Here is a 24,478-nt window from a genome sequence, read left to right on the forward strand (position 1 = left end):
GCGACAGCCTATGTTCATCGAGCTCGTCAAAGGAGTTTCCCTGCTGCTGGCGCTGTGCTTCCTGCACGGCGTGAACGTCCGGCTGTGGCGTTCGCGGCCGCTGGCGGGGCAGGTGTTCTCGGGCCTGATCTTCGGCGGCATCTGCGTGGTCGGCATGCTGACGCCGCTGGCGCTGGAGCGCGGCGTCATCTTCGATGCGCGCTCGGTGGTGCTCAGCATGGCGGGCCTGTTCGGCGGCCCGCTGGTGGCCGGGGTGGCGGCGGCGATGGCGGCCGTGGCGCGGCTGTCGCTGGCGGGCGAGGGCGCCCTGGTCGGCCTGCTGGTGATCCTGCTGTGCGCCGTCTCGGGCCTGCTCTACCGCCGTGCGCGGACGCTCGGATGGCTGGACGTGGATCCGGTCTCGCTGGCGTGCTTCGGGCTGCTGACGCATGCGGCGGTGCTGGGCCTGTTCCAGTTCCTGCCCGCCGATGTGGCGCGGCATTTCAATGCGATGGTCGCCCAGCCGTTCCTGCTCACGTTCACGTCCGCCACGGTGGTGCTGGGCCTGCTGCTGCGGGACATGGACGACCGGCTGGCCACCGAGCGCGTCCTGGCGGACACGGCGGCCCGGCTGCGAGAATCGGAACTGCGCTTCCGTTCGGTGCTGCTCAACATCCCTTCGATCGCGGTGCAGGGCTATCGCGCGGACGGCACCACGACCTACTGGAACCGGGCGGCGGAGCGGCTCTACGGCTATACGGCGCAAGAGGCCATGGGCCGCAGCCTGCCCAGCCTGATCGCCCCGGCTTCCCTGCGCGAGCGGATGCGCGAGGACATCGCCCGCATGTTCGCCACCGGCGAGGTCGCCGCGGCGCGCGAGACGCGGCTGCGGCGCAAGGACGGCTCGCCGGTGGACGTGTTCTCCAGCCATGCCTTCGTCGATGCGCCCGGCCAGCCGCCGGAGATGTTCTCGTTCGACGTGGACATCTCGGGCCGCAAGGCCGCCGAGGAGGAGGCGCGCCACCTGGCCTCCTACGACGCGCTCACCCAGCTGCCCAACCGCCGGCTGCTGGCCGACCGGCTGCAGCGCGTCCTGACCGAGGGCGCCCGTTCGGGCCTGATCACGGCGGTGTTTTTCCTCGACCTGGACGATTTCAAGACCCTGAACGACACCCAGGGGCACGAGGTGGGCGACGAGCTGCTGCGGCAGGTGGCGCGCCGCCTGCGCGAGAGCGTGCGCGAACGGGACACCGTCGCCCGCCTGAGCGGGGACGCCTTCGTGGTGGTGGCGCCGGGCCTGAGCGACAGCGCGCCGGAGGCGGCCCGCCAGGCGCGCGCGCTGGGCGAGCTGATGCGGGCCCGCCTGCGCGAGCCGTGCGACCTGGCGGGGCAGGAATACCACTGCACCGCCAGCATCGGCGTGGCGCTGCTGGACTGCGCCTCGGAGTCGGTGGACGAGGCGCTCAAGCGGGCGGACATGGCGATGTACCGCGCCAAGGACGCCGGGCGCGACACCCTGTGCTTCTTCGATCCGGACATGCAGCAGGCCGTGACCCGCCGCGCGGCGCTGGAGACCGAGCTGCGCAACGGCCTGCGCCAGGGCCAGTTCCTGCTGCTCTACCAGCCGCAGGTGGACGGCGAGGGGCGCGTGACCGGCGCCGAGGCGCTGGTGCGCTGGCGCCATCCGGTGCACGGCATGGTGCCGCCGGCCGAATTCATCCCCCTGGCCGAGGAGTCCGGGCTGATCCTGCCGCTGGGCCACTGGGTCATGGACACGGCGCTGCGCCAGCAGGCCCGCTGGCGGACGGACCCGGCGTTCGGCCGCCTGGACCTGGCGATCAACGTCAGTCCGCGCCAGTTCCGCCAGGAAAACTTCGTGACGCAGGTCCTCGCGCTGCTGCGCGAGACCGGTGCCGATCCCGCGCGGATCAAGCTCGAACTCACCGAGAGCCTGCTGCTGCACAGCGTGGACAGCGCCATCGAGACCATGCGCGCGCTGCGGGCGCACGGCCTGGGCTTCTCTCTGGACGATTTCGGCACGGGCTACTCCTCGCTGAACTACCTCAAGCGCCTGCCGCTGTCGCAGATCAAGATCGACCAGAGCTTCGTGCGCGGGGTGCTGCTGGACCCCAGCGACGCGGCCATCGCGCGCTCCATCATCGCGCTGGCCGACAGCCTGGGCCTGGGCGTGATCGCCGAGGGCGTGGAAACCGAGGCGCACCGCCGCTTCCTGCTCGGGCACGGCTGCCCGGCCTTCCAGGGATACCTGTTCGGCCGCCCGATGGCGCTGGAGGCGTTCGAGCAGCACGTCCGCGCGGCGCGGCCGGACCGCTGAGCGCGTCCGGACGGGCGGTTGCCCTCTGCGTCCCACGCTCCGCGGCGCGGCGCCCGGAAGCGGCGTCCGGCAGCGGCGTCCGGAAGCGGCCCAGTCCTCAGTAATGGACCCTGCGCAGCTCCACCGCGGGAATCTTCAGCTGCCCCCGGTACTTCGTGACGGTGCGGCGCGCCACCCGGATGCCGTGGCGCGCCAGCTGCTGGGTCAGGTCCACGTCCGACAGCGGCTGCGCCGGGTCCTCGGCGTCGATCAGCTCCTGGATCAGCGCGCGCACCGCGCCGGCCGAGCAGGAGCCGGCGCCCTCGGTGCCCAGTTCGCGGGAAAAGAAATGGCGGAATTCGTACAGGCCGCGCGGCGTGAGCATGTACTTGCCGGCCGTGGCGCGCGAGACGGTGGACTCGTGGATGTCCAGGTCCTCGGCGATCTCGTGCAGCATGAGCGGGCGCAGGGCCACGTCGCCGTAGTCGAAGAAGCGCCGCTGGCGCAGCACGATCGCCTCGGCCACGCGCAGGATGGTGGCGTAGCGCTGCTCCACGTTGCGGATCAGCCAGCGGGCTTCCTGCAGCTCGCGCTGCAGCGGCTCGCGGCTGTCGCAGCGCGCCCGCTGGAACCAGTCCGCGTACTGCCGGTGCAGGCGCGCCCTGGGGATGGCGGCTTCGTTCAGGCGCACGCGCCAGCGCGCGCCGACCTTGTCGATCACCACGTCGGGGATGGGGTAGGCGATCGGGCTGTCGTCGTAGCGCAGGCCCGGCTTGGGGTCGAGCGTGCGGATCAGTTCGCAGGCCTGCCTCAGCGTAGCGTCGTCCGCCTCCAGTTCCCGCCGCAGTCCGGCCCAGTCGTTGCGCGCGAGCCGCGGCAGGTGCCCGTCCACGATGGCCAGCGCCAGCCGGTGCGCCGGATCGCCGGCGTCCTCCCGCGCCCGCAGCTGCAGCATCAGGCATTCGCGCAGGTCGCGCGCGCCGATGCCCGGCGCGTGCAGCTGCTGCACCAGACCCAGGGCCATGCGCCACTCGGCTTCCTCGGCGGGCGGATCGAAGGCGCCGTCCTCCGACAGCGAATCCAGGGGCTGGCGCAGGTAGCCGTCCGGATCCAGGGAGTCGATCAGGTAGCTCGCCAGCATGCGGTCGCGCTCCGACAGCGGCAGCGTGCCCAGCGCCCCGAGCAGGCGGTCGCGCAGGGACCGGCGGGTGGGCTTGTGCGCGAAGGGATCCATGTCGCCCTGCGCGGCCGGCTGCGGATAGTCGCCGGGGTAGGGCGCGTCGGGCGCGTCCGGGGCGGGCGGCGCCGGCTCGTCCAGCGTGTCGGCGGGCCCGGCGGGCAGCAGTTCTCCGCCGGCGGCGGGCGCCGTGGACAGGGCGATGTCGGCGCAGGCGGCGACGGGATCGGACTCTTCCTCGGCTTCTTCCAGGAAGGGATTGGTCTCCAGGGCATGCCGGACGGCCTGCTGGAATTCCAGGGTCGACATCTGCAGGAACTTCACGGATTGCTGCAGACGGGGAGCGAGCGCCATGCCATGGCGCAGCTGTAGTTCCGGACCGGCGTAGCTCAACGTTTCCTCCATTCATCGAAGTGGCGACATTCATTGAAGTCGCAAGGAACGACTTCATTTCAAGCAATATCCATGCCAAGTGGGCGGCCGGCGGCCCTCCGAGAGGACGCGCGCGCGAGGCGCCGGACGAACGCCGCGCGGGCGCCGATGCCCGGGTACAGAAATTGCGCATCGTCGGTAGTTTTTACGTGGCGCGGAGGTGCCGGCATGGAGAAGGAAGACGATGCGGCGTTTGCCCGGCGCGAGGTGTTGCGCATCATCGGCGGCGTGCTGTGGGAGCAGCGCTGGCGCACCGGGCTCGCCCTGGTCCTGCTGGTGGCGGCCAAGCTCTTCATGGTGGCCGTGCCGATCGCGCTGAAGCGGATCGTGGACGTGCTCGGCGCGCCGGCCGGGCTGGTGCTGCCGGTCTTCCTGCTGCTGGGCTACGTGCTGCTGCGCTTTGCCGGCAGCCTGGGCACGGAGATCCGCGACGTGGTGTTTTCCCCGGTGGCCCAGCGGGCGGTGGTGATCTTCACGCTGCGGGTCTTCCGCCATCTGCAGTCCCTGGGCGCGCGCTTCCACGGGACGCGGCAGACCGGCAGCATGGCGCGCGACCTGGACCGGGGGACGGCGGGCGTCTCCTTCCTCGTGGGCACCGCGCTGTTCACGCTGCTGCCGACGGTGGTGGAAATCGTGTCGGTGGTGGGCATCCTGGTGTTCGGCTACGATCTGGCGTTCGCCGGCGTGGTGGCCGCGACCTTCGTGCTGTACGGCGTCCATACCTCGGTGCAGATCGGCCGGCGCATCCCCTTGCAGCGCCACCTCAACGACCTCGACTCCCAGGCGGGCGGCAAGGTGGTCGACAGCCTGCTGAACTACGAGGCGGTCAAGCTCAACGGGACCGAGGCGGGCGAATCGGACCGGCTCGAAGGCGTGCTGCGCCAGCGGATGGAAGCGGCGGTGCTCAACCAGAATTCGCTGTCGCTACTGCACGTCGGGCAGGCGGGCATCATCGCCGTGGGGTTGGGCGCCGTCATGCTGCTGGCGGGGCAGCAGGTGGTCGGCGGGCGGATGACGGTGGGCGACCTGGTGCTGATCAACGCGTACATGATCCAGATCTGCCTGCCGCTGAACATGCTGGGACTGATCGTGCGCCAGTCGCGCGAGGCCTTCATCGCGGCCGAGCGGGTCTGCGCCCTGCTGCGCCTGCCGCCCGAGCCCGGCGCGGAGCCCGGCCTGCCGGCGCTGGCCCAGGGGCCGGGAGAGGTGGCGTTCGAGAACGTGTCGTTCGGCTACGAGCCGGGCAGGCGCATCCTGCACGACGTGGACCTGCGCATCCCGGCCGGCAGCACCCTGGCGGTGGTGGGGGGCAGCGGCTCGGGCAAGTCCACCCTGGCGCGGCTGCTGCTGCGCTTCTACGATCCGGACGAAGGCCGGGTGCTGGTGGACGGCCAGGACGTGCGCGCGGTGGGCATCGCCAGCCTGCGCCGCCGGCTCGGCATCGTGCCGCAGGACACGCAGCTGTTCAACGACACCATCGCCTACAACATCGGCTACAGCCGCCCGGGCGCCACGCGCGAGGAGATCCGCCAGGCCGCCGCGGCGGCCCGCATCCACGACTTCATCGAAGGCCTGCCCGCCGGCTACGACACGCCGGTGGGCGAACGGGGGCTGAAGCTGTCCGGCGGCGAGCGCCAGCGCATCGCCATCGCCCGGGCCCTGCTCAAGCGGCCCTCCATCATGATCTTCGACGAGGCGACCTCGGCGCTGGACACGCGCACCGAGCGGGCGATCCAGCAGGAGCTCGACCGCATCGCGCGCGACCACACCACGCTGATCATCGCCCACCGGCTGTCCACCATCGTCGATGCGGACCGCATCGTGGTGCTGGACCGGGGCCGGGTGGCGGAATCCGGCACGCACGAGGAACTGCTCGCGCGCGGCGCCGTGTATGCGCAGATGTGGCAGTTGCAGCGCCAGCTGAGCGCGCTGGAGACGGCGGGCGGACAGTCCGAGCGCCTGCCCGTGAATCTCGTCGCCCTGGTGGCCGGCGTGCTGGACGCCTCGCGCGACCTGCTGCGCGGCCGCGGGGTCAATCTCTATACCCTGATCGGCGCCGAGGCGGCCCGCATCACGGGCGACCCCGGCGCCCTGCAGCGCCTGATCCTGGACCTGCACCTGCGCGCCCTGGCCTTCACGCCGCCGGGCGGCCGCATGGCGCTGAAGCTCGCCCGCGACGGCCCGGCGACGCGCCTGTCCATCACCGACGGCCGCGCCTCGCCGGACGGGGCCATCGTCCAGGCGCCGCTCGACGATCCGGCCCTGGCGCGCGCCGCGGCGCTGGACCCGGCCGCGCTGGCGGCCGACATCCAGCGGCAGGGCGGGCATTTCTCCGAGACGCGCGAGGCGGATGGAGCGATGACCGCGTCGGTGGAATTTCCGCTGCGGCCCCTGGCCGATCCCGATCCGGCCGCGGCCGCGCCGGCGGAGCCGGCGTCGGCGGAACTGTCCGGATTGACCGACCTGTCGGGGCTGACCGTCATGCTGGTCGATGACCACGACGAGGCGCGCGACATGCTTTCGGCCGTGCTGCGCGACGGCGGCGCGCGCACCGAGGTGCATTCGAGCGGCCGCGAGGCGCTGGATGCGCTGCTGGGCCGGGCGTTTCCGCAGTGGCCCGACGTGCTGGTCTGCGACATCTCCTTGGGAGACATGGACGGCGATGAGGTGGTCGCGCGGGTGCGGGCGCGCGAATCCGAGGCGCGCGTCGCCCTGTCCGGCCAGCTGCCGGCCATCGCCGTGTCCGGCCATGCGTCGCCGGAATACCGCCTGCGCGCGCTGATGGCGGGCTTCCAGATGCATCTGAGCAAGCCCGTGGACGCGCGCGAGCTGCTGGCCAGCGTGGCGACGCTGGCGCGCTCGCGCCGGCCGGCGAAGGAAATCCCGGCCGGGAGCCCGTGAGGCTGGGTACGGCCGGCCGGGTTTTCGCGCCGCGTCCCGCCCGGTCCGGCAGGTTCTGCCCGGCTTGGTCCAGTTCGGCCAGGTTCCGTCCGGTCCCGCCTGCGCGCCGGTCGCGGCACGGTACTTGCTCAGGCAGGGATGCGGCGCTGCCTTTCGTGGTGCCACTCAAATCAGGAGAGTCGATATGCAACGGGATGATCAATATCGGGACCGGTGGACGCAGGAAGGTGGCCAGAGGTACGGCGGGCAGCGCGAGGACTATAGCGGCCCGCGCGAAGGCTTCGGCGACGACTACGGCCAGCGGCGTTCGCAGCGCGATGCGTGGGGCGACGAGGGCCGCGGCGGCCGCTCCGACCTGCAGTCGCGGGGCGACCACTGGGAGCAGGACGATTATTCGCGTGATCGCGGCCCGTCCCATCACCGGCGCGGGCAGTACGGCTACGGCCAGTCCAACCCGCAGGGGGCGCAGTACGAGCAGGGCGGCCGCTACCCCGGCACGCGGCCGTACGGCGACCGGCAATGGCTGGGTCGGGACGAGGAATACGGCCAGGGACGCCGCGGCCGCTCGGGCGGCGGCTGGGACCTGGAAGGCGGCCAGAGCTACGGCATGAGCAGCGAAGACCGCATGCCCTACGACTACGGCCGGCGCGAGCAGGGGCGCGGCCAGCAGGGCGGCGAATACGGCGGCTATGGCCGCGGCGGCGGTGAATACGGTGGTTATGGCCGGAGCGGCGAATACGGCGGCTACGGCCGCGGCGGCGAGCATGGCGGCTATGGCGGGCAGGGCGGCTACGGCGGCGGCCGCGGCCGGTACGGTCAGGGAAGCCAGGGAAGCGAGTACGGCGACTACGGCCAGAGCAGCTATGGGCAGGGCGGCGAATTCGGCGGCTACGGCCAGTCCCGCGGTTCCGGCCGGGGCGGCGAGTACGGCGGCTACGGCGGTTCCGGCCAGGGCGGGATGCATCGGCATTCCGGACACCAGCAGCGCATGGACCCCAAGGGCTACACGCGTTCCGACGAGCGCGTGCGCGAGCACGTTTGCGAGCATCTGAGCGAAAGCGGCCTGGACGTGCGCGACGTGGAAGTCAACGTCAAGGACGGCCAGGTCACGCTGCAGGGCCACGTGCCCGACCGGCATACCAAGCATGCCGTCGAGGACTGCGCCGATCAATGCGTCGGGGTCAAGGACGTGGAGAACCGGCTCAAGGTGAGCGCGGACGAGGGCCGGGGACGCTCGGGCGGCACGGGATCTTCCGGCGGCTCGGCTGCGTCGGGCGGTTCGGGTTCGTCCAGCGGCGCGGGATCTTCCGGCGGTTCGGGGACTTCCGCCGGCGCCGGCTCGGGCCGCCAGGCGCCGGGCCAGCATACTTGATGAATCGAGGAGGACATCCATGGTGCAGACGACACAACAGGCGGCCGGCGCGCGCATCGTCGGCGGCCCCAAGGCCGACTTCAAGGGACCGGGTCCCGAGCTGATGGCGGCCGATACGCTGCAAGGCAACGAAGTCTACAACCCGCAGGGCGAAACGCTCGGTTCCATCGAGGACATCATGCTGGACGTGCCCCATGGCCGGATCGCCTATGCCGTGCTGTCGCGCGGCGGCGTGCTGGGCATCGGCGACAAGCTGTATGCCATTCCGTGGCACGCGCTGGTGCTGGACACCGACCGCAAGTGCTTCGTGCTGGACGTCAGCGCCGAGCGCCTGAGCCAGGCTGACGGCTTCGACAAGGACGACTGGCCGTCCATGGCCGACGAGGCCTGGGCCCGGCGGGTCCATGACTTCTACGACCAGCCGCCGTACTGGTAGGCGCGGCCGGTGGCAGGCGCGGCCGGCACTCTCCCCGGCCTCGTCCCGCCCCCGCGGCCGCGCAGAGCGGCCGCGGGGGCGGTCGCCGCCCGGCTTTTCTTCCGACCGGTTTTTCTTCCGGCAGATTTCCCATCCGGCAGATTTCCCATCCGGCCGACTTTCCATCCGACCGACTTTCCATCCGACCGACTTTCCATCCGACCGACTATCCATCCGACCGACTATCCATCAGGAGTTCTTTGCATGCAGGATGATTCCATTCCCCTGGCCGACCGCGTCGTGCTCGTGACGGGCGCCGGCAGCGGCCTGGGCGCGGCCCTGTGCGCGCGGCTGGGCGCGGCGCAGGCGCACGTCGCCGCGCTGGACCTCAACGAGCGCCGCGTCCGCGAAGTGGCCGAGGACCTGTGCGCCGACGGCGCCGACGTCCGGCCCTTCGTCGCCGACGTGGGCGCGGCCGCCGAGGTGCGCCGCGCCCTGGACCAGGTGCTGGAGCGGCATGGCCGGCTGGACGCCGTCATCAACTGCGCCGCCATCGACGTGACCGCGCCCATCGATCAGATCGACGAGGATACCTGGGAACGGGTGCTGCGCACCAACCTGACGGGGCCCTTCGTGGTGTCCCGGCAGGCGTGCCGGTCGCTGCGGGCGGGCGGCCACATCGTCAACGTCGCCTCGACGGCGGCGCGCCGCGCCTGGCCGAACGCCTGCGCCTATCACGCCAGCAAATGGGGCCTGATGGGGCTGACGCAGGCCCTGCACGCGGAACTGCGCCCGACCGGGATCAAGGTCAGCGCCGTCATCGCCGGCGGCATGCGCACGCCCTTCCTGCTGGAACGCTTTCCCGACATCGACGTGAGCACGCTGCAGGACCCGGACAGGGTGGCCCGGGCGATCTGCTGCGTGCTGACCCAGCCGGACGACAGCGTCATTCCGGAAATCATGGTGCTGCCCATGAAGGAGACGTCCTGGCCCTGAAGGCGGCCGGGACGCGGACGAGGAAGGGACATGCGGACGAGGGAACGAGGCGGAAACGGGAGGCAATGAACATGTACACCCTGGGCATCAATGCGGCATTCCACGATTGCTCGGCCGCGCTCGTGTGCGACGGCCGGGTCGTGGCGGCCGCCGAGGAAGAGCGCTTCACGGGCATCAAGCACGGCAAGCGGCCGGTGCCGTTCACGGCGTGGCAGCTGCCGTTCCATGCGATCGATTACTGCCTGCGCGAAGCCGGCATCGTGCTGGGCGACGTGCACCGCATCGCCTACGCCTTCGATCCGGCCCTGCTGGACCAGGGTTCGGTCACCCCGGAGGGCGACATCCGCCTGCCGCTGGAGCCCTCGCTGCGCGGCGCGCCCCGGGACGGCCATTCGCCGTGGGACCCGCTCTTCCTGTGCTACGTGCTCAACGCGCCGCGGCAGCTGGCCGCCGCCGCGCCGCTGCACCTGGCCGCGCGGTTCCAGGGCACCACCGTGGAAGCCATCCAGGAACGCTGGGTCTTCCTGGACCACCACCTGTGCCACGAGGCCAGCGCCTACCTGGCCTCGCCGTTCCAGTCTCCCGCCGTGCTGACGATGGACGGGCGCGGCGAGGGCGTCACCACCAGCTACGGGCACTTTTCCGCGGGCGAGTACACCCGCCTCAAGCAGATCTCGATGCCGCATTCGCTGGGCCTGCTGTACGAGGAAGCGACGCGCTACCTGGGCTTTCTGCACGCCAGCGACGAGTACAAGGTGATGGCCCTGGCCTCGTACGGCCGGCCGGCGTTCCGCTCGGTGTTCCGCGACATCCTGCGCCTGGACGACAACGGCGGATTCTCGCTCCAGCCGGCCCGGCTGGCCGAGCGCCTGGGGCCGCCGCGCCGGCGCGGCGAGCCGCTGGAGCAGCGCCACATGGACATCGCCAGTTCGCTGCAGTCCGTGCTCGAGGAAACCGTCCTGCACATGGCGCAATGGCTGTGGCGGCGGACGGGCGCGGCGGAGCTGTGCATGGCCGGCGGCGTGGCGCTGAACTGCGTGATGAACTCGCGCGTGGCGCGCGACGGTCCCTTCGAGCGGGTCTGGGTGCAGCCCGCCGCCGGCGATGCGGGGACCGCCCTGGGCGCGGCGCTGTACGTCGACTACCAGGTGCGTGCGGACGGCCGCCGCTGGGTCATGGAAGACGCCTATCTGGGCCCGGCCTACGGCGACGAGGAGATCCGCCGCACGCTGGAGCGGGCCCACCTGCAATACCGCCGCGAGGACGACATCGCCTCCGCCGCCGCGCGCCTGCTGGCGCAGAACAAGGTGGTGGCCTGGTTCCAGGGACGCATGGAATTCGGTCCGCGCGCGCTGGGCAGCCGCTCGATCCTGGCCTCGCCGCTCGATCCGCAGATGCAGTCGCGCCTCAACGGCCTGAAGGACCGCGAGGACTTCCGGCCGGTCGCGCCCGTCGTGATCGAGGAGCGGGCGCATGAATGGTTCGATGCGATGGGCCGCGCCGAGCTGCGTTCGCCGTTCATGCTGTTCGTCTACGACGTCCTGCCGCAATGCGCCGGCCGCATTCCCGCGGTGCGCCACATCGACGGCACCGCCCGCGTGCAGACCGTGCGGCGCGAGCAGAATCCGCGCTATTACGACGTGCTGCGCGCGTTCGAGGCGCGCTGCGGAGTGCCGGTGCTGGTCAACACCTCCTTCAATACGCGCGGCAGGCCGGTGGTCTGCACGCCCCGGGATGCGCTGGAGGCGTTCTATACCTCGCCCCTGGACGCCCTGGCGATCGGCAGCTTCCTCGTGGAGAAGCCGCAATGAGCCCGGGCCCGCCGGACGTCCCGCGGCCGCATGCGGCGCGCCGGCCCGCGCCGCAGCCCGAGGCGCCGCACGTGGTCCGCCGCGACCTGCCCGAGGGCGGCATCCTGGTCATTTCCCCCCATTTCGACGACGCGGTGCTGGGGTGCGGCGCCTTCCTGGCCGGCCGGCCGGGCAGCATCGTCATGACGGTGTGCGCCGGCCTGCCGCCGGAGGACATGCCGCTGCCCGACTGGGACCGCCGCTGCGGCTTTCCCAGCGCCCGCGCCGCCGTGCTGGCGCGCATCGAGGAAAACCGGCACGCCATGGCGCAGCTGCGCGCGGACGAGATCCGGCTGGACCTGCTCGACAGCCAGTACGGGGGATGCTGCGACGGGCTGGGGCCGCGCCTGGCGCGGGAACTGGCGCGGATCCGCCCGCGGCTGGTGCTGCTGCCGCTGGGCCTGTTCCACGACGATCACGTGCGGGTCAGCGACGCCGCCCTGATGGCCTGGCGCGTCCTGGGCGACCGCCCCCTGTGGGTAGCCTACGAGGACGCGCTCTATCGCCGCCGTTCGGGTCTGGTGCAGCAGCGGCTGGCCGCCCTGCGCGCCCGGGGGATCCGCGCCACGCCCTGGCTGACCGTGCCGGCCGACCTGCCCGTCAAGCGCCGCGCCGTGGCGGCCTACGCCAGCCAGCTCGGCCCCCTCGGCCTGACGCCCGGGCGGGGCGACGACGCGCTGCCGGAGCATTACTGGCGGCTCAGCCTCGAAGGGCAGGCCGATGGCTGAGCGCGCGCCGTCCAGGCTGAGCCTGGTCGTCCTGACCCACAACCGCCGCGACGAGGTGCTGCGCACCCTCGGCCGCCTGGGGGCGGCCGCCCCCGAGGTGCCGCTGGTGGTGGTGGACAACGCCAGCACCGACGACACGGTGCGCGAGATCCGGCGGCGCTTTCCGCGCGCCCATCTGGTCTGCGCGCCCGCCAACCTGGGGGCGGCGGGCCGCAACCTGGGCGTGCGCGCGGTGTCGAGCGAATACGTGGCCTTCTGCGACGACGACGTGTGCTGGCTGCCCGGCGCCCTGGCGCGCGCCCAGGACCTGCTGGACCGCCATCCGGACGTCGCCGTGCTGAGCGCGCGCGTCCTGGTGGGGGCGTCAGGGGCCGTCGACCCGGCCTGCACGCTGATGGCCGCCAGTCCGCTGGACGGAGAGCCGGATGTCGGCCCGGCCCTGGTCGGGTTTCTGGCGGGAGCCTGCGTCTTTCGTACATCGGCCTTCCGCCAGGCGGGGGGCTACTGGCCGGCCCTGTTCATCGGCTGCGAGGAATCGCTGCTGGCGCTCGACCTGCTGGAGCGGGGCTGGCGCATCCTGTATGCCCCCCAGATCGAGGCGCGGCACTGGCCCTCGGCCCGCCGCGACGCCCCCGGCCGCCGCCGGCTGCTGGCGCGCAATGCCCTGCTGGTGGCGTGGATGCGCCTGCCGTGGAGCGCCGTGCTGAGCGGCGCCTGGAACGTCCTGGCGGGGCTGCCGGACTGGCGCGCGCGCTGGCTCGCGCTGCGCGACGCCGTCCGGCATGGCCGCGCCACGGGGGCGTGCCGCCGGCCGGTCGGCCCCGGCGTGGCCCGTCGGCTGGCCCGGGTCAGGCTGGCGCAGCGCCGCCCGGCCCCGGTCAGTCGCCCGCCGTCCCGGTGACCGGCAGCACGATGCCGGTGATGTAGCTCGAGCAGCTCGGCGCCGCCAGGAAGACGTAGGCGGGCGACAGCTCCTCGGGCTGGGCCGGGCGCCCGTACTGGGTCTTGCGGCCGAAGTCCGCGACCTTGCCGGCGGGGCTGTCGGCCGGGTTCAGGGGCGTCCAGACCGGGCCGGGCGCCACCGCGTTCACGCGGATGCCGCGCTCGACCAGATTGGCCGCCAGCGAGCGCGTGAAGGCGTGGATGGCGCCCTTGGTGGCCGAATAGTCCAGCAGCCGGGGACTGCCGCGCAAGGCGGTCACGGAACCCGTGTTGATGATGCAGCCGCCTTCGGGCAGGTGGCGCAGGGCGGCGCGGGCCATGCGGAAATAGCCGCCGATGTTGGTGTCGATGGTCTCGCGGATGCGCTCGTCGGTCAGTCCGTCCAGCGAGTCGGCGTGCTCCTGGAAGGCGGCGTTGTTCACCAGGATGTCCAGGCGGCCGAATTCCTCGAAGGTTTTCGCCACCGCCTCCTCGCAGAAGCGGGTGTCGCGGACGTCGCCGCTGATCGTCAGGCAGCGCGCGCCTTCGGCCAGCACGGCCCGGCGGGTGTGGTCCGCGTCCTCGTGCTCGTTCAGGTAGACCACCGCGACGTCGGCGCCTTCGCGCGCGTACAGGACGGCGACCGCCCGGCCGATGCCCGAATCTCCGCCGGTGATGAGGGCCGTCCGGCCTTCCAGCTTGCCGCTGCCGCGATAGTCCGGCGCATCGTAGCGAGGCGCCGGATTCAGGCGCGATTCGTCGCCGGGCTTCTCCTGGTGCTGGGCCGGCAGCGGCGGCTCGGGTTCCGCGTGTGTGCCGGGCTGGGCGGGGGCGCGCGGGTTCGAGCCGCCCCGCGCCTGCTTGCGCGCGTCGCGTTCGTCCTGTTCGCGTTGCAGTGTCCGCTGGCGCTGGGCCGCGGCGTCGGCATCCTTGCCGGAAGTGGGGTCGCTCATGCCGGATCTCCTTGTGATGAGGCGCGCTCGCGGGTGCGCGCATGAGCCGGCGTTCCAGCAAGGCCCGTGCCGGAAGGAGGGCCTCGCGGGGCTCCCCCGCCCGCGCTGCGCAGGGGGCTGCGCAGGAGGCTTCGCATGGGGCTTCGCATGTGTTTACACATTGGTTCACATTGCAACAGCCCGGGGAATCGAACGCGCGCATGATGCCGCAAACCCGGCCGTTCACCAGGGGGGGAAATCGAGGGTCCGTTCCGACAGCCGACGCCTCGCAGAGAGGAGACGCCATGCTGACGCGGTCCCATTCGCGGGGCAAGCCGTGGTCCGACACCTGGGCGCGGCTGGAAGACGAAAGCATCATGCTGCAGCGCATTGCCGCCGGGCAGTCCCTGGCGGACGTGCTGGCCTACATGCTGAGCACGGTCGAGGCGCAGTCCAGCGTACCCTTGTGGACCTCCATCCATCTCCTCGACGAGGCAGGCTGGCTGCGCCTGGGCGCCGCGCCGCGCCTGCCGGCCGAGTGCCGGGCCGCGCTCGACAGCGTTCCCGTGGGGCCGCATGCCGCGGGCTGGGGCCTGGCCGCCTGCAGCGGGGAACCCGTCTACGTCGAAGACATCGCGGCGCACCCGGACTGGGCGGCGTGGCGCGATCCCCTGCTCGCCTTCGGCCTGCGCGCCTGCTGGGCCTCGCCGATCCGGCACGTGGGCGGACGCCTGCTGGGGGTGTTCTCCAATTACTATCGCCAGCCCCGCCTGCCGACGGAGCACGATGTCGAGGCCATCGCCCTGGTCGCGCGGACCGCGGCGCTGGCGATCGAGCGCCAGCGCACCGAGCAGGCGCTGCGGGAAGGCGCCCGCCGCTGGCGCAGCATGTTCGAGGGCATGCGGGAAGGATTTTTCATGGCCGAGGCGGTGCGCGACGAGGCGGGCGCGTGCCGGGAACTGCGCTTGCTGGAGGCCAATCCCGCCTTCGAGCTGCAATGCGGCCTTCCCCCCGGCACCTGCGTGGGCCGGACCTTGAGGGAGGTGCTGCGGCGCGCTCCGGCGGGACTGCTGGACCGGTTCACGGAAGTCCTCGCCTCCGGCGAGCATGCGCAGATCGAATACTGCGTGGAGGGACCGATACCGGCCTGGTACGAAGTGCATTTGCGGCGGGAGGGCACGGACCGCGTGATGGCGATGCAGCTGGACGTGTCGGCGCGCAAGCGGGCCGAGAAGAATCTGCTGGAAGAGCAGCGGCGCAAGAATTTCCAGCTGACGCTGGGCGACCGGCTGCGGCACATCGAGCTGCCCGCGCGCATCGAATCGACGGTGTGCGAGGCACTGGGCCGGCATTTCGAGCTGAGCGAAGTCTGCCTGCTGAGCCCGGAGCCCCACGAGGACGGCATCCGCGTGCTGGCGAGCTGGTCGCCCAGCGGCGTGCCGGCGCCCCTGTCGCGCGCGGTCCGGCTGGCGCTGCGCAAGGCCATCCTGCGCGAGCGCAGCGTGTTCCTGTCCCGCGTGGCGGACGTGGAGGAGAACGGCCTGGTCGTGCCGCTGGGCCGCTGGGGCCGGCCCGGCCAGGGCCTGGTGCTGCGTTCGGCGCAGACCTTCCGGCCGCAGCTGGCGGACCTGACCTGCATCGAGGAAGTCGCCGAACGCCTGTGCGACGCGACCGAGCGCGCGGCGCATCCGCTGCAATTGCAGGAGCGCGTCGAGCAGACCATCGCCGAGCGCGACCGCATCTGGCGCCTGTCGCCGGAAATCCTGGCCATCATGGACGAGGCCGGCTGCTTCCTGAACGTCAGCCCCGCCGTGCGCGCGATCCTGGGCTGGACGCCGGAGCAGTTCCTGGCGCGCGGCTTCCTGACCCTGCTGCATCCGGACGACCGCCGCATGACGCGCCTGTTCCTGGCCCAGGCCGCCCAGAGCGGGAGTTCCGGCCTGCGCCCGCTGGAGAACCGCCTGCGCAGGCGCGACGGCGGCTACAGCTGCATCACCTGGACGGCCTCCTTCGCCCAGGGGCTGCTGTACCTGGCGGGCCGGGACGACACGCAGGCGAAAGCCCAGGCCGAGGCGCTGAGCGAGGCCGAGACCGCCCTGCGCCAGGCGCAGAAGCTGGAGGCGGTCGGCCGCCTGACGGGCGGCATCGCGCACGATTTCAACAACATCCTGCAGGGCATCTCCGGCGCCCTGTACCTGGTCGAGCGCCACCTGCGCCGCGGCGACGTGGCCGCCATCCCGCGCTACGTCGGCATGGCGACCGACGCCTGCGAGCGCGCGGGCCAGCTGACCCAGCGCCTGCTGGCCTTCTCGCGGCCGCAGCCGGTCAATCCCCGCGTCTGCGACGTCGCCGGCGCCTTGCGGTCCATGCTGGAACTGTTCCGCCGCTACACCGGGGAGCGCGTCGTCCTGGACATGGAGTTCGACGAGGGGCTGTGGCCCGTGCGCTGCGACGTCAGCCAGTTCGAGAACGTGGTGCTCAACCTGGTCATCAATGCCTGCGACGCCATGCCGGAAGGCGGCGGCATCACGCTGCGCGTACGCAACGTCCGGCTCGACGGGCTGCGCCTGCGCCGCTTCCCCCGGCTGCTGTCGGGCGAGTTCGTCGAGGTGGCCGTGGCCGACACCGGCGGCGGCATGACGCCGGAAGTCCTGGCGCGCACCTTCGAGCCCTTCTTCACGACCAAGCCGGTGGGCGCGGGCACCGGCCTGGGCCTGTCCACCTGCTACCGTTTCGCGCAGCAGGCGGGCGGCGCGGTGGACATCGAGAGCACGGTCGGCGAGGGCACGGTGGTGCGCATCTGGCTGCCGCGCCATTCCGAGGACCGCAGCGGAGAGCCGGCGCCGGCGGCTGCGCCCGCGGCCGTGTCCGAACCCGCGGCGGACGAGCGGCAGGTGCCGCCGCAGGCGGTCGTGCTGCTGGTGGAGGACAACGAGTCCGTCCGCGAGATGATGACCGAGGCGATCGCCGGGCTGGGGGCGACCGTGCTGTGCGCCGCCGACGGGGTCGAGGGCGTGCGCGTCCTGGAGCGGGCCGGGCGGGTGGACCTGCTGATCACCGACGTGGGGCTGCCCGGCATGGACGGCCGCGCGCTCGCGGAGCGCGCGCGCGAGGGCCGCCCCGGCCTGCCGGTGCTCTTCATGACCGGACACCTCGAAGCGGCGTCGAAGGACGCGGCGGGAGCGGCTCCGGGCATGGAATTGATCGTCAAGCCGTTCACCCTGGACGTGCTGGCGGCCCGCGTGCGCGCTATGCTGCTCGCGGGGGCGGACGGCGCCGGCGGGGAGCCGCCGGCGCCGTGACGGGAATCCCGCGCCGGCCGCCGGCGCGGGGAAGGGCGGCGCGGGAAAAGACGCCGCGCATCCGCACACAATCTTTTTCCAGACTGCGTGCAAATGCTAACAAACGAAAATGTTCGCACGGAATCGCCGACAGTCCAGGCCGGATGAGGCATAGTAGATGTCCTCCCCGCAGCTTATGTTTGGCACCTGGGCCGATCGATAACGAAACCGGGAGTAACGGCCACTCGGGTGTCCAATCTCTTCTTGATCAGGACATGCCATGCCACATCTGCTCATTCTCGATGACGATGATCTGGTGCGCGAGATGCTTGTCGAGCTGGGCCGCGAGTGCGGCTACACCGTCGCTCAGGCAGCGTGCGTGAAGGACGCCTTGATCCAGCTGGACATGCGTCCCCCCGATCTGGTGCTGGCCGATCTGTGCGTGCCCGGGGGCGACGGGATGGAGGTGTGCCGCAACGCGGCGGCCGTCGGCAGCGAAGTGGTGATCATCACCGGCCACGGCAACATGGACAACGCGGTGCAGGCGCTGCGCCTGGGGGTCAGCGACTATCTCGTCAAGCCGGTCTGCATGGACCGGCTGCGCACCCTGATGAGCCGCGTGGCGGGCACCCGCGGCAAGCCGCCCCGGCCCCGCGCGTCGGGCGAGCAGGGGCATTTCGGCTGCATGTTCGGCGAATCCGAGGCCATGCAGGATGTCTATCGGCAGATTTCGCGCGTCGCCCCCAGCGCCATGACCGTGTTCGTGGTGGGCGAGAGCGGCACGGGCAAGGAGCTGGTGGCGCAGGCCATCCACCAGAGCAGTCCGCGGGGCGGCAAGCCCTTCGTGGCGGTCAATTGCGGCGCCATCGCGCCCAGTCTGATCGAGAACGAGATGTTCGGCCACGAGCGCGGCAGCTACACCGGGGCCGACCGGCAGCACAAGGGCTATTTCGAGCGCGCCGACGGCGGCACGCTGTTCCTCGACGAGATCACCGAGATGTCCTTCGACCTGCAGGTCAAGCTGCTGCGGGTACTGGAGACCGGCCGCTTCATGCGCGTGGGCACGCACCAGGAGATCGCCTGCGACGTGCGGGTGGTGGCGGCGACCAACCGTTCGCCCGAGGAGGCGGTGCGCGAGGGCAAGCTGCGCGAAGACCTGTATTACCGGCTGGCGGTGTTTCCGCTGGTCCTGCCGCCGCTGCGCCAGCGGGGGGACGACGTCATCCTGCTGGCCAACCGCTTCCTGGACGAGCTCAACGCCGATGGCGGGACGAACAACCGGTTCAGCGACGCGGCGATCGAGCGGCTGCGGCGGCACGACTGGCCGGGCAATGTCCGCGAACTGCGCAATGCGGTGCGCCGCTCCTACATCATGGCCGAGGGCGACGAACTCGACGCGCTGCTGGTGCCGTCGGCGATGCGGGAGGACGACGAGGAAGAGGCCGCCGGCAGCGTCACCCTGCGGGTGGGCGAGACCCTGGCCGAGGCGGACCGGCGCCTGATCCTGGCGACGCTGTCGTGCTGCGGCGGCGTCAAGAAGCAGACCGCCGCGATCCTGGGCGTCAGCCCCAAGACGCTCTACAACCGCCTCGAAGCCTATGCGGCGGCAGGCTACGAGGTGCCGGACCTGCACGGCGATACCAGCTGCGCGGAGACCTGATCCGCGGGGAGGCCCGGGCGCGGCCTCCGCCTCCGCCTTCGCGGCCGGGGATCCCCGGGCCTAGGGTGCGGAAGCCCCGGCCGCCCTGACGCACAGCGCCACCGGCCAGCGCCGCAGCAGCGCGGCGAGCGGCAGACGGCCGTCGGACCCGGCCTCCGCGGCGCCTGCGCCCAGGACGTCCTTCCAGCCGCCGGCGCCCGCGGGCGGCAGCACCAGGGCCGTGCCCTCCCAGTAGCGGCAGGCCTCGGCCGCCTCGCCCCGGGCGTAGCCCGCCAGCGGCAGGGCGCACAGGCGCGGCGCCACGACGAGCGCCCAGTCCTCCCCCCCGCCGCGCAGGAAGGCCACCACGTGCCGCGCCCGCGGCCCTTCGGCGGCCACGGGGACGTAGCCCGAACCGGCGCAGAACAGCCGGGGATGGGTGGCGCGCAGGGCCAGCGCGGTCTGGATCAGGTATTGCTTGACGCGGCCGCCGCGCCAGTCGGCCGGCGTCGGCGCGTGGGGCGGCGGACCGGCCAGCAGCCGATCCAGCCGGCGATGATCGACCGGGCGGCGGTTGTCCGGATCGACCAGGCTTTCGTCCCAGGTTTCCGTGCCCTGGTAGAGGTCGGGGATGCCGGGCGCCGTGTTGCGCAGCAGGGCCTGCGCCAGGCCGTTGATCCATCCGGGCGCCGCGAGCGGGGCCGCGAAGGCGGCCAGGGTCTTGAGCGGCCGCGGGTCTTCCGCGTCCGGGTCGAGGGCGTCCAGACAGGCCTGCGCGTCGGCTTCGTAGGCGGCATCGGGATCGGTCCACGAGCTGCGCAGCCCGGCCTCGCGCAGCGCCTTGCGCTGCCATTGCGCCACGCGCGCCAGCCAGGCGCGCACGGCTCGGGGATCCAGGCGCGTCGCGTCGGCCGGCCAGGCCGAGGGCCAGGATCCGACCAGGGTCTGCAACAGCATGTACCGGTCCGTGGGGACGAGCCGGTTGCGGGGCGGCAGCTCCAGCCAGCGCAGGGCGAAGCGCGTCCAGGGGCCGGGCATTTCCGTCAGCGCCGCCAGGCGCGCGCGGACGTCCTCGCCGCGCTTGTGGTCGTGCGTGGCGGTGGCCAGCATCGCCAGGGGCCAGTCCCGCGCCCGGCGCAGGTTGCGCCGATGGAACGCCGCTCCGTCCAGCGAGAAGCGCCGCGGCGAGGCGCCCACTTCGTTGCGCGAGAGCAGCGGTCCGTAGCGGTAGAAGAGCGTGTCCTCCAGCGACTTGGCGGCCAGCGGCGGCGTCAGCTGCTGCAGGCGCCGCAGGGCGGGCAGGACCCGCGGGGACGGAGGGGCCAGCCACGCCAGCCACAAGTCCAGCAGGCCGGCGTCTTCCGCCGGCAGCCGGGTCCGGGCGACGCGGCCCGCCTCGGCCCATGCCGCGCGGTCGGCCTCCGAGGGGCCGCCGTCCTCGGCGTAGCTGCGATAGACCGGAAAGCCGGCCAGCCAGGTGCGCAGCAGGCGCCGCCAGGCGTCCGTCCCCCAGCGGCGCGCGCGCGGGTCGTGCCGGGCCGCCGCCGCCCAGGCCTGGACGAGGGCGCGGAATTCGCCGGCCATCTGCCGGTCGAGCAGGGAGGCGCGGATGGCGCGCAGCTGGCGGGCGTGGCGGTGCGGCGATCCGCCGCAGGCGCGCCAGAACGCGAGCAGGGGGCGGCGCGCCGCCGGCGCGTGCAGCAGCGCCCCGGCATCGTCCATGAAGTCGTAGCCGGTGGTGCCTTCGATCGGCCAGCGGCGGTCCGGCGTCTCGCCGGGGGCGAGGATCTTTTCCACGACCAGATAGGGATTGCGGTCGGGCGCGGCGGCCTGCAGCGCCGCGCGCAGCCGGCGCAGGTACGCGCCCGGCTCGGCCAGCCCGTCGATGTGGTCGATGCGCAGGCCGTCGAGCAGGCCCTCGCCGTACAGGTCCAGGATCAGCGCGTGGGTGGCCTGGAACACCGCGGGGTCTTCGACGCGCACGCCCACCAGTTCGCTGACCAGGAAGAAGCGCCGCCAGTTGAGCCGGCAGGCGGCGGCGCGCCACCAGGCCAGCCGGTAGTGCTGCCGTTCGAGCAGCGCGTGCAGGCGGGCGCGGCCGGCGTCGCTGGCCGGATCGAAATCCCGCGGATCGGCGTCCCCGTCGCCGCGCGCCAGGGGCAGCGCCTGCCCGCCCGCGAGCACGGCGGCGGCGCCGTGCCCGCGCACCAGCCGGATGTCGCCCGCCGCCAGCGCGTCGCCGTAGGACCGGGGCAGCAGGGGTAGCAGGATGCGCCCCTCGCCGGCGGTCCAGTCGATGTCGAAGACCCGTGCGTGCGCGCTGGCCGCGCCGTGCTGCAGGACGTCGCGCCACCAGGGGTTGCGGGCATCGGCGGCCATGTGGTTGGGCACGATGTCGGCGATCAGGCCCATGCGCCGCGCGGCCGCATCCCCGGCCAGGCGGCGCAGCCCCGCCCGCCCGCCCAGCGCCTCGTCGACGCGGGTGGGGTCGATGACGTCGTAGCCGTGCGTCGAGCCGGGCCGGGCGCGCGTGAGGGGCGAGAGGTAGAGGTGGCTCACGCCCAGGGCCGCGTAATGGTCCAGCACGGCGCGGGCATCGTCGAAGGTGAAGTCCGCATGCAGTTGCAGGCGGGCCGTGGCGCGCGGGATCATGCCGCCCTCATGCCGCGGACTCCAGGAAGCACAGCAGACAGTCGGGCGCCAGTTCGCCCAGCCGGAACCGCAGCAGCGCCTCGCAGTCGGTCTCGAAGCGCAGGGCGCCGCCGTCCGGCGCGGCGGCGCGCAGGTCCTGCGGGAGGGGGCAGGCCGCGGATCCCAGGTTGGCGTAGAGCGTCAGGCGGGAGCCGTCGCCCAGGCGCCAGGCCGCCCGCACCGCGGCCGGCCCGAGCGCCTGCGCGCCCAGCGAGCGGGCGCCGCGCAGGCGCGGCGCCAGGCAGCGCGCCCGCAGGTCCAGCAGCCGGGCGTAGTAGCCCATCCACTCGCGTCCCGCGTCGTTGCAGGGCTCGGGCCGGCTGGCGGCGAAGGTGGCCTCGGCGTTCGGGTCCGGCAGTTCGGATCGGGGCGCTGCGTCGTCCATGAGGACCTCGGAGGCTTCCCTGCGGCCGCGCCGCACGGCCTCCGCCAGCGCGGGATCGGCATGGCTGGTGAAATAGAGGAAGGGCGTGCGCGAGCCGCATTCCTCGCCCATGAACAGCAGCGGCACCGCGGGGGAGAGCAGCTGCAGGGCGATGGCGGCGCGCAGGCGCGCGGTGCTCGGGCACAGCGCCGTCAGCCGTTCGCCGCGCGCCCGGTTGCCGATCTGGTCGTGGTTCTGCAGGAACGACACGAAGGCCGTGGGCGGCAGGTGCGCGCTGGGCGTGCCGCGCGGCGCGCCTCCCCGGTGGGCCGAGGGCTGGCCGCCCTGGTAGTGCCAGCCTTCGGCCAGGCAGCGCGCCAGGATGGCGGCGGGCTCCTGGCCGTAGTCGCCGTAGTAGCCCTGCCGCTCGCCGGTCAGCAGATGGTGCAGGACGTGGTGCAGATCGTCGTTCCATTGCGCGTCGTAGCCGGCTTCCAGCAGGCCGGCGCGATTGGCGTCGTCCTCGACCACGAGGTGCACGCGGCGGCCCGGCAGCCGCTCGCGCAGCCGGCGCGGCAGGGCGCGCAGCCAGTCCTCGTCGAAGATGGCGTGCACGGCGTCCAGGCGCAGGCCGTCGATGCGGAATTCGTCCAGCCAGCGGTGGGCGCAGTCCTCGAAGAACCGCCGCACGGCGGGCTGGCCGAAGTCGATCGCGGCGCCCCAGGGCGTCGTGACATCGGTGCGGAAGAACGAGGGCGCGTAGCGGGGCAGGTAGTTGCCGTCCGGGCCGAAGTGGTTGCAGACGAGATCCAGCATGACGCCGATGTCCAGGTTGTGGGCGCAATCAACGAAGCGCTTGAGGTCCTCGGGCGAGCCGTAGCTGCGGTCGGGCGCGTAGGGCAGCACGCCGTCGTAGCCCCAGTTGCGCGCGCCGGGGAAGTCGGCGATGGGCATCAGTTCGATCAGGTTGACGCCCAGGGCCACCAGGTCCGGCAGGCGCCGGCACAGGCCCGCGTAGCCGCCGCACAGGCCGGCGTGCACTTCCTGGATGACCGACTCCTCCCAGGGGCGCGGCCGCCAGTCCGGGTGGCGCCAGGGGTAGGGCGCCGGATCGGCCACGATGCTGGGATCGCGGATGTCGCCGTCCTGCAGCCGGGAGGCCGGATCGGGCATCGCCGTGCCGTCGGCCAGGCGGTAGCGGTAGCGCGTGCCCGGCGGGCAGCCGGCGACCCGGATCTCGACGTAGCCCTCGGCATCGGGGACGGCGGGCAGCGGCGGCCGGCCCTCCACTTCCAGGGTCATCCCGGCCGGCGCCTGCGGCGCCCAGAGGCGGAACAGCGTCGCGCCGTCCGGCTGGGCGAATGCGCCCCAGGGCCGCGCCGCGGCGGTGGCGCCGTGCGGGGCGGCGTCCATGCGCAGGGCGGCGCTCATGAGGCCGGCCGCGCAAGAGGATCCCGCCGCAGCCGGACGGTGCGTTCCATCGGCGTCAGGACGATGCCGCGCGCTTCCAGCGCCTTCAGGATGCCCAGGTTGATCGCCTGCTGGATGTCCATGTACTGGTTGTAGTCGGCGCTCAGGACGTAGTAGACCGCTTCCAGTTCCAGGGCCCAGTCGCCCAGGCGGGCGATGTGCGCCCGGTCGTGGCGGGTATCGGGCTGCGCCATGATCTGCGCCTGGACGTCGCCGGGCAGCGCGGCCAGCGTGTCGGCCGGCACGCCGTAGGGCAGGTGCAGCGTGAAGACCACGCGGCGCTGCTCCATCCGCTTGTAGTTCTGGATCGTCTGCTTGAGCAGTTCCGTGTTGGAACAGACGATCTGCTCGCCGCCCAGGCTGCGGATGCGGGTGGTCTTCAGGCCGATGTGCTCGATGCTGCCCGCCACCGAGCCGAACACGATGAAATCGCCCGGCTCGAAGGGCTTGTCCAGGCCGATGGCGATCGAGGCGAACAGGTCGCTCAGGATGGTCTGCACCGCCAGGGCGACCGCCACGCCGCCGATGCCCAGGCTGGCCACCAGCGTGGTGATGTTGACCCCGAGATTGTCCAGCACCGCGAGCATCGCCACGATCCAGATGACGGTGCGCAGCAGGTAGGACAGCAGCAGGGTGGTGACGGGGCTGGCCCGCGTGCCGGCCTTGGCGATGGACAGGAACGACAGGCAGGCGGCATCCAGCCAGAGCGCCGCCTGGACGGCCACCAGGGCGAACCAGACGTGCGCGTCCACCCAGCGCCACCAGGGCAGGAGGGCGCCGGTGGCGTGCGCGGCGATCAGCAGCGCGAGCAGCGCGAGAATCAGGCGGTTGCTGCGCGCCAGGATCGCCAGCAGCGACCTGAAATAGGCGCGGTGGGGCGTTTCGGCGTGGGCGCGCCGCTGCAGCGCGTTGAGCAGGGTCGCCAGGCCGAGGTAGATCAGGGCGGCCAGGATCAGGGCGCCGAACCAGGCGCCCCAGATGTCGCCGTAGCGGGCGGAAAGCTCGGCCAGGACCAT

15 protein-coding genes are annotated in these 24,478 nt (G+C 72.5%); 10 read left to right on the plus strand and 5 right to left on the minus strand.

Annotated features, from left to right (window positions below; genetic code table 11):
- Window positions 1–10 precede the first annotated feature (10 nt).
- Window positions 11–2,314, plus strand: coding sequence for a putative bifunctional diguanylate cyclase/phosphodiesterase (locus tag HNR28_RS05155; protein WP_151023968.1), 2,304 nt, complete (start codon window positions 11–13; stop codon window positions 2,312–2,314).
- Window positions 2,315–2,411: 97 nt separating this feature from the next.
- On the opposite strand, the gene HNR28_RS05160 is transcribed toward HNR28_RS05155, so the two are convergent.
- Window positions 2,412–3,863: an RNA polymerase factor sigma-54 gene (locus tag HNR28_RS05160; RefSeq protein ID WP_457912086.1), complete on the minus strand. Its 1,452-nt coding sequence runs from the start codon at window positions 3,861–3,863 to the stop codon at window positions 2,412–2,414.
- A gap of 207 nt (window positions 3,864–4,070) precedes the next feature.
- Between HNR28_RS05160 and HNR28_RS05165 the strand changes: the two genes are divergently transcribed.
- The 7 genes from HNR28_RS05165 (at window position 4,071) to HNR28_RS05195 (ending at window position 13,065) form a co-directional block, all read left to right on the plus strand.
- Window positions 4,071–6,803: an ATP-binding cassette domain-containing protein gene (locus HNR28_RS05165; protein ID WP_151023970.1), complete on the plus strand. Its 2,733-nt coding sequence runs from the start codon at window positions 4,071–4,073 to the stop codon at window positions 6,801–6,803.
- A gap of 184 nt (window positions 6,804–6,987) precedes the next feature.
- Complete coding sequence (locus HNR28_RS18305) at window positions 6,988–8,175, plus strand: BON domain-containing protein (protein ID WP_151023971.1); 1,188 nt, start codon at window positions 6,988–6,990, stop codon at window positions 8,173–8,175.
- A gap of 19 nt (window positions 8,176–8,194) precedes the next feature.
- Window positions 8,195–8,611, plus strand: a complete 417-nt coding sequence (locus HNR28_RS05175; RefSeq protein WP_043683782.1) for a PRC-barrel domain-containing protein — start codon at window positions 8,195–8,197, stop codon at window positions 8,609–8,611.
- A gap of 243 nt (window positions 8,612–8,854) precedes the next feature.
- On the plus strand, window positions 8,855–9,586 hold the full coding sequence (locus tag HNR28_RS05180; RefSeq protein WP_151023972.1) for an SDR family oxidoreductase: 732 nt from the start codon (window positions 8,855–8,857) through the stop codon (window positions 9,584–9,586).
- A gap of 71 nt (window positions 9,587–9,657) precedes the next feature.
- The gene (locus HNR28_RS05185; RefSeq protein WP_151023977.1) at window positions 9,658–11,397 is read left to right on the plus strand and encodes a carbamoyltransferase family protein; all 1,740 of its coding nucleotides are present in this window, start codon (window positions 9,658–9,660) and stop codon (window positions 11,395–11,397) included.
- Complete coding sequence (locus HNR28_RS05190; protein ID WP_084330686.1) at window positions 11,394–12,164, plus strand: PIG-L deacetylase family protein; 771 nt, start codon at window positions 11,394–11,396, stop codon at window positions 12,162–12,164. The genes HNR28_RS05185 and HNR28_RS05190 overlap by 4 nt, the downstream gene beginning before the upstream one ends.
- Window positions 12,157–13,065 (plus strand): glycosyltransferase family 2 protein, encoded by a 909-nt coding sequence (locus tag HNR28_RS05195; RefSeq protein WP_184142558.1) that lies wholly within the window; start codon window positions 12,157–12,159, stop codon window positions 13,063–13,065. Before HNR28_RS05190 ends, HNR28_RS05195 begins: the two co-directional genes overlap by 8 nt.
- Here HNR28_RS05195 and HNR28_RS05200 read toward each other — a convergent pair.
- A complete protein-coding gene (locus HNR28_RS05200; RefSeq protein ID WP_151025465.1) occupies window positions 13,043–14,038 on the minus strand; it encodes an SDR family oxidoreductase in 996 nt (331 codons plus the stop codon). The two genes, HNR28_RS05195 and HNR28_RS05200, sit on opposite strands and share 23 nt — an antisense overlap.
- Before the next feature lie 284 nt (window positions 14,039–14,322).
- On the opposite strand from HNR28_RS05200, the gene HNR28_RS05205 reads away from it, so the two are divergent.
- Complete coding sequence (locus HNR28_RS05205) at window positions 14,323–17,319, plus strand: ATP-binding protein (RefSeq protein WP_151025464.1); 2,997 nt, start codon at window positions 14,323–14,325, stop codon at window positions 17,317–17,319.
- A 259-nt stretch (window positions 17,320–17,578) separates the two neighbouring features.
- Complete coding sequence (locus HNR28_RS05210; RefSeq protein WP_151025463.1) at window positions 17,579–18,958, plus strand: sigma-54-dependent transcriptional regulator; 1,380 nt, start codon at window positions 17,579–17,581, stop codon at window positions 18,956–18,958.
- A 60-nt stretch (window positions 18,959–19,018) separates the two neighbouring features.
- On the opposite strand, the gene treY is transcribed toward HNR28_RS05210, so the two are convergent.
- Genes treY through HNR28_RS05225 form a run of 3 tightly spaced genes read right to left on the minus strand, consistent with a single transcriptional unit; the run spans window position 19,019 to window position 24,478 of the window.
- The gene (gene treY / locus HNR28_RS05215; protein WP_221291613.1) at window positions 19,019–21,589 is read right to left on the minus strand and encodes a malto-oligosyltrehalose synthase; all 2,571 of its coding nucleotides are present in this window, start codon (window positions 21,587–21,589) and stop codon (window positions 19,019–19,021) included.
- Window positions 21,590–21,596: 7 nt separating this feature from the next.
- On the minus strand, window positions 21,597–23,423 hold the full coding sequence (gene treZ, locus HNR28_RS05220) for a malto-oligosyltrehalose trehalohydrolase (protein ID WP_244978185.1): 1,827 nt from the start codon (window positions 23,421–23,423) through the stop codon (window positions 21,597–21,599).
- A complete protein-coding gene (locus HNR28_RS05225) occupies window positions 23,420–24,478 on the minus strand; it encodes a mechanosensitive ion channel family protein (protein WP_151024376.1) in 1,059 nt (352 codons plus the stop codon). The genes treZ and HNR28_RS05225 overlap by 4 nt, the downstream gene beginning before the upstream one ends.

The organism is Castellaniella defragrans (assembly GCF_014203015.1).
Taxonomy (GTDB): Bacteria; Pseudomonadota; Gammaproteobacteria; order Burkholderiales; family Burkholderiaceae_B; genus Castellaniella; species Castellaniella defragrans.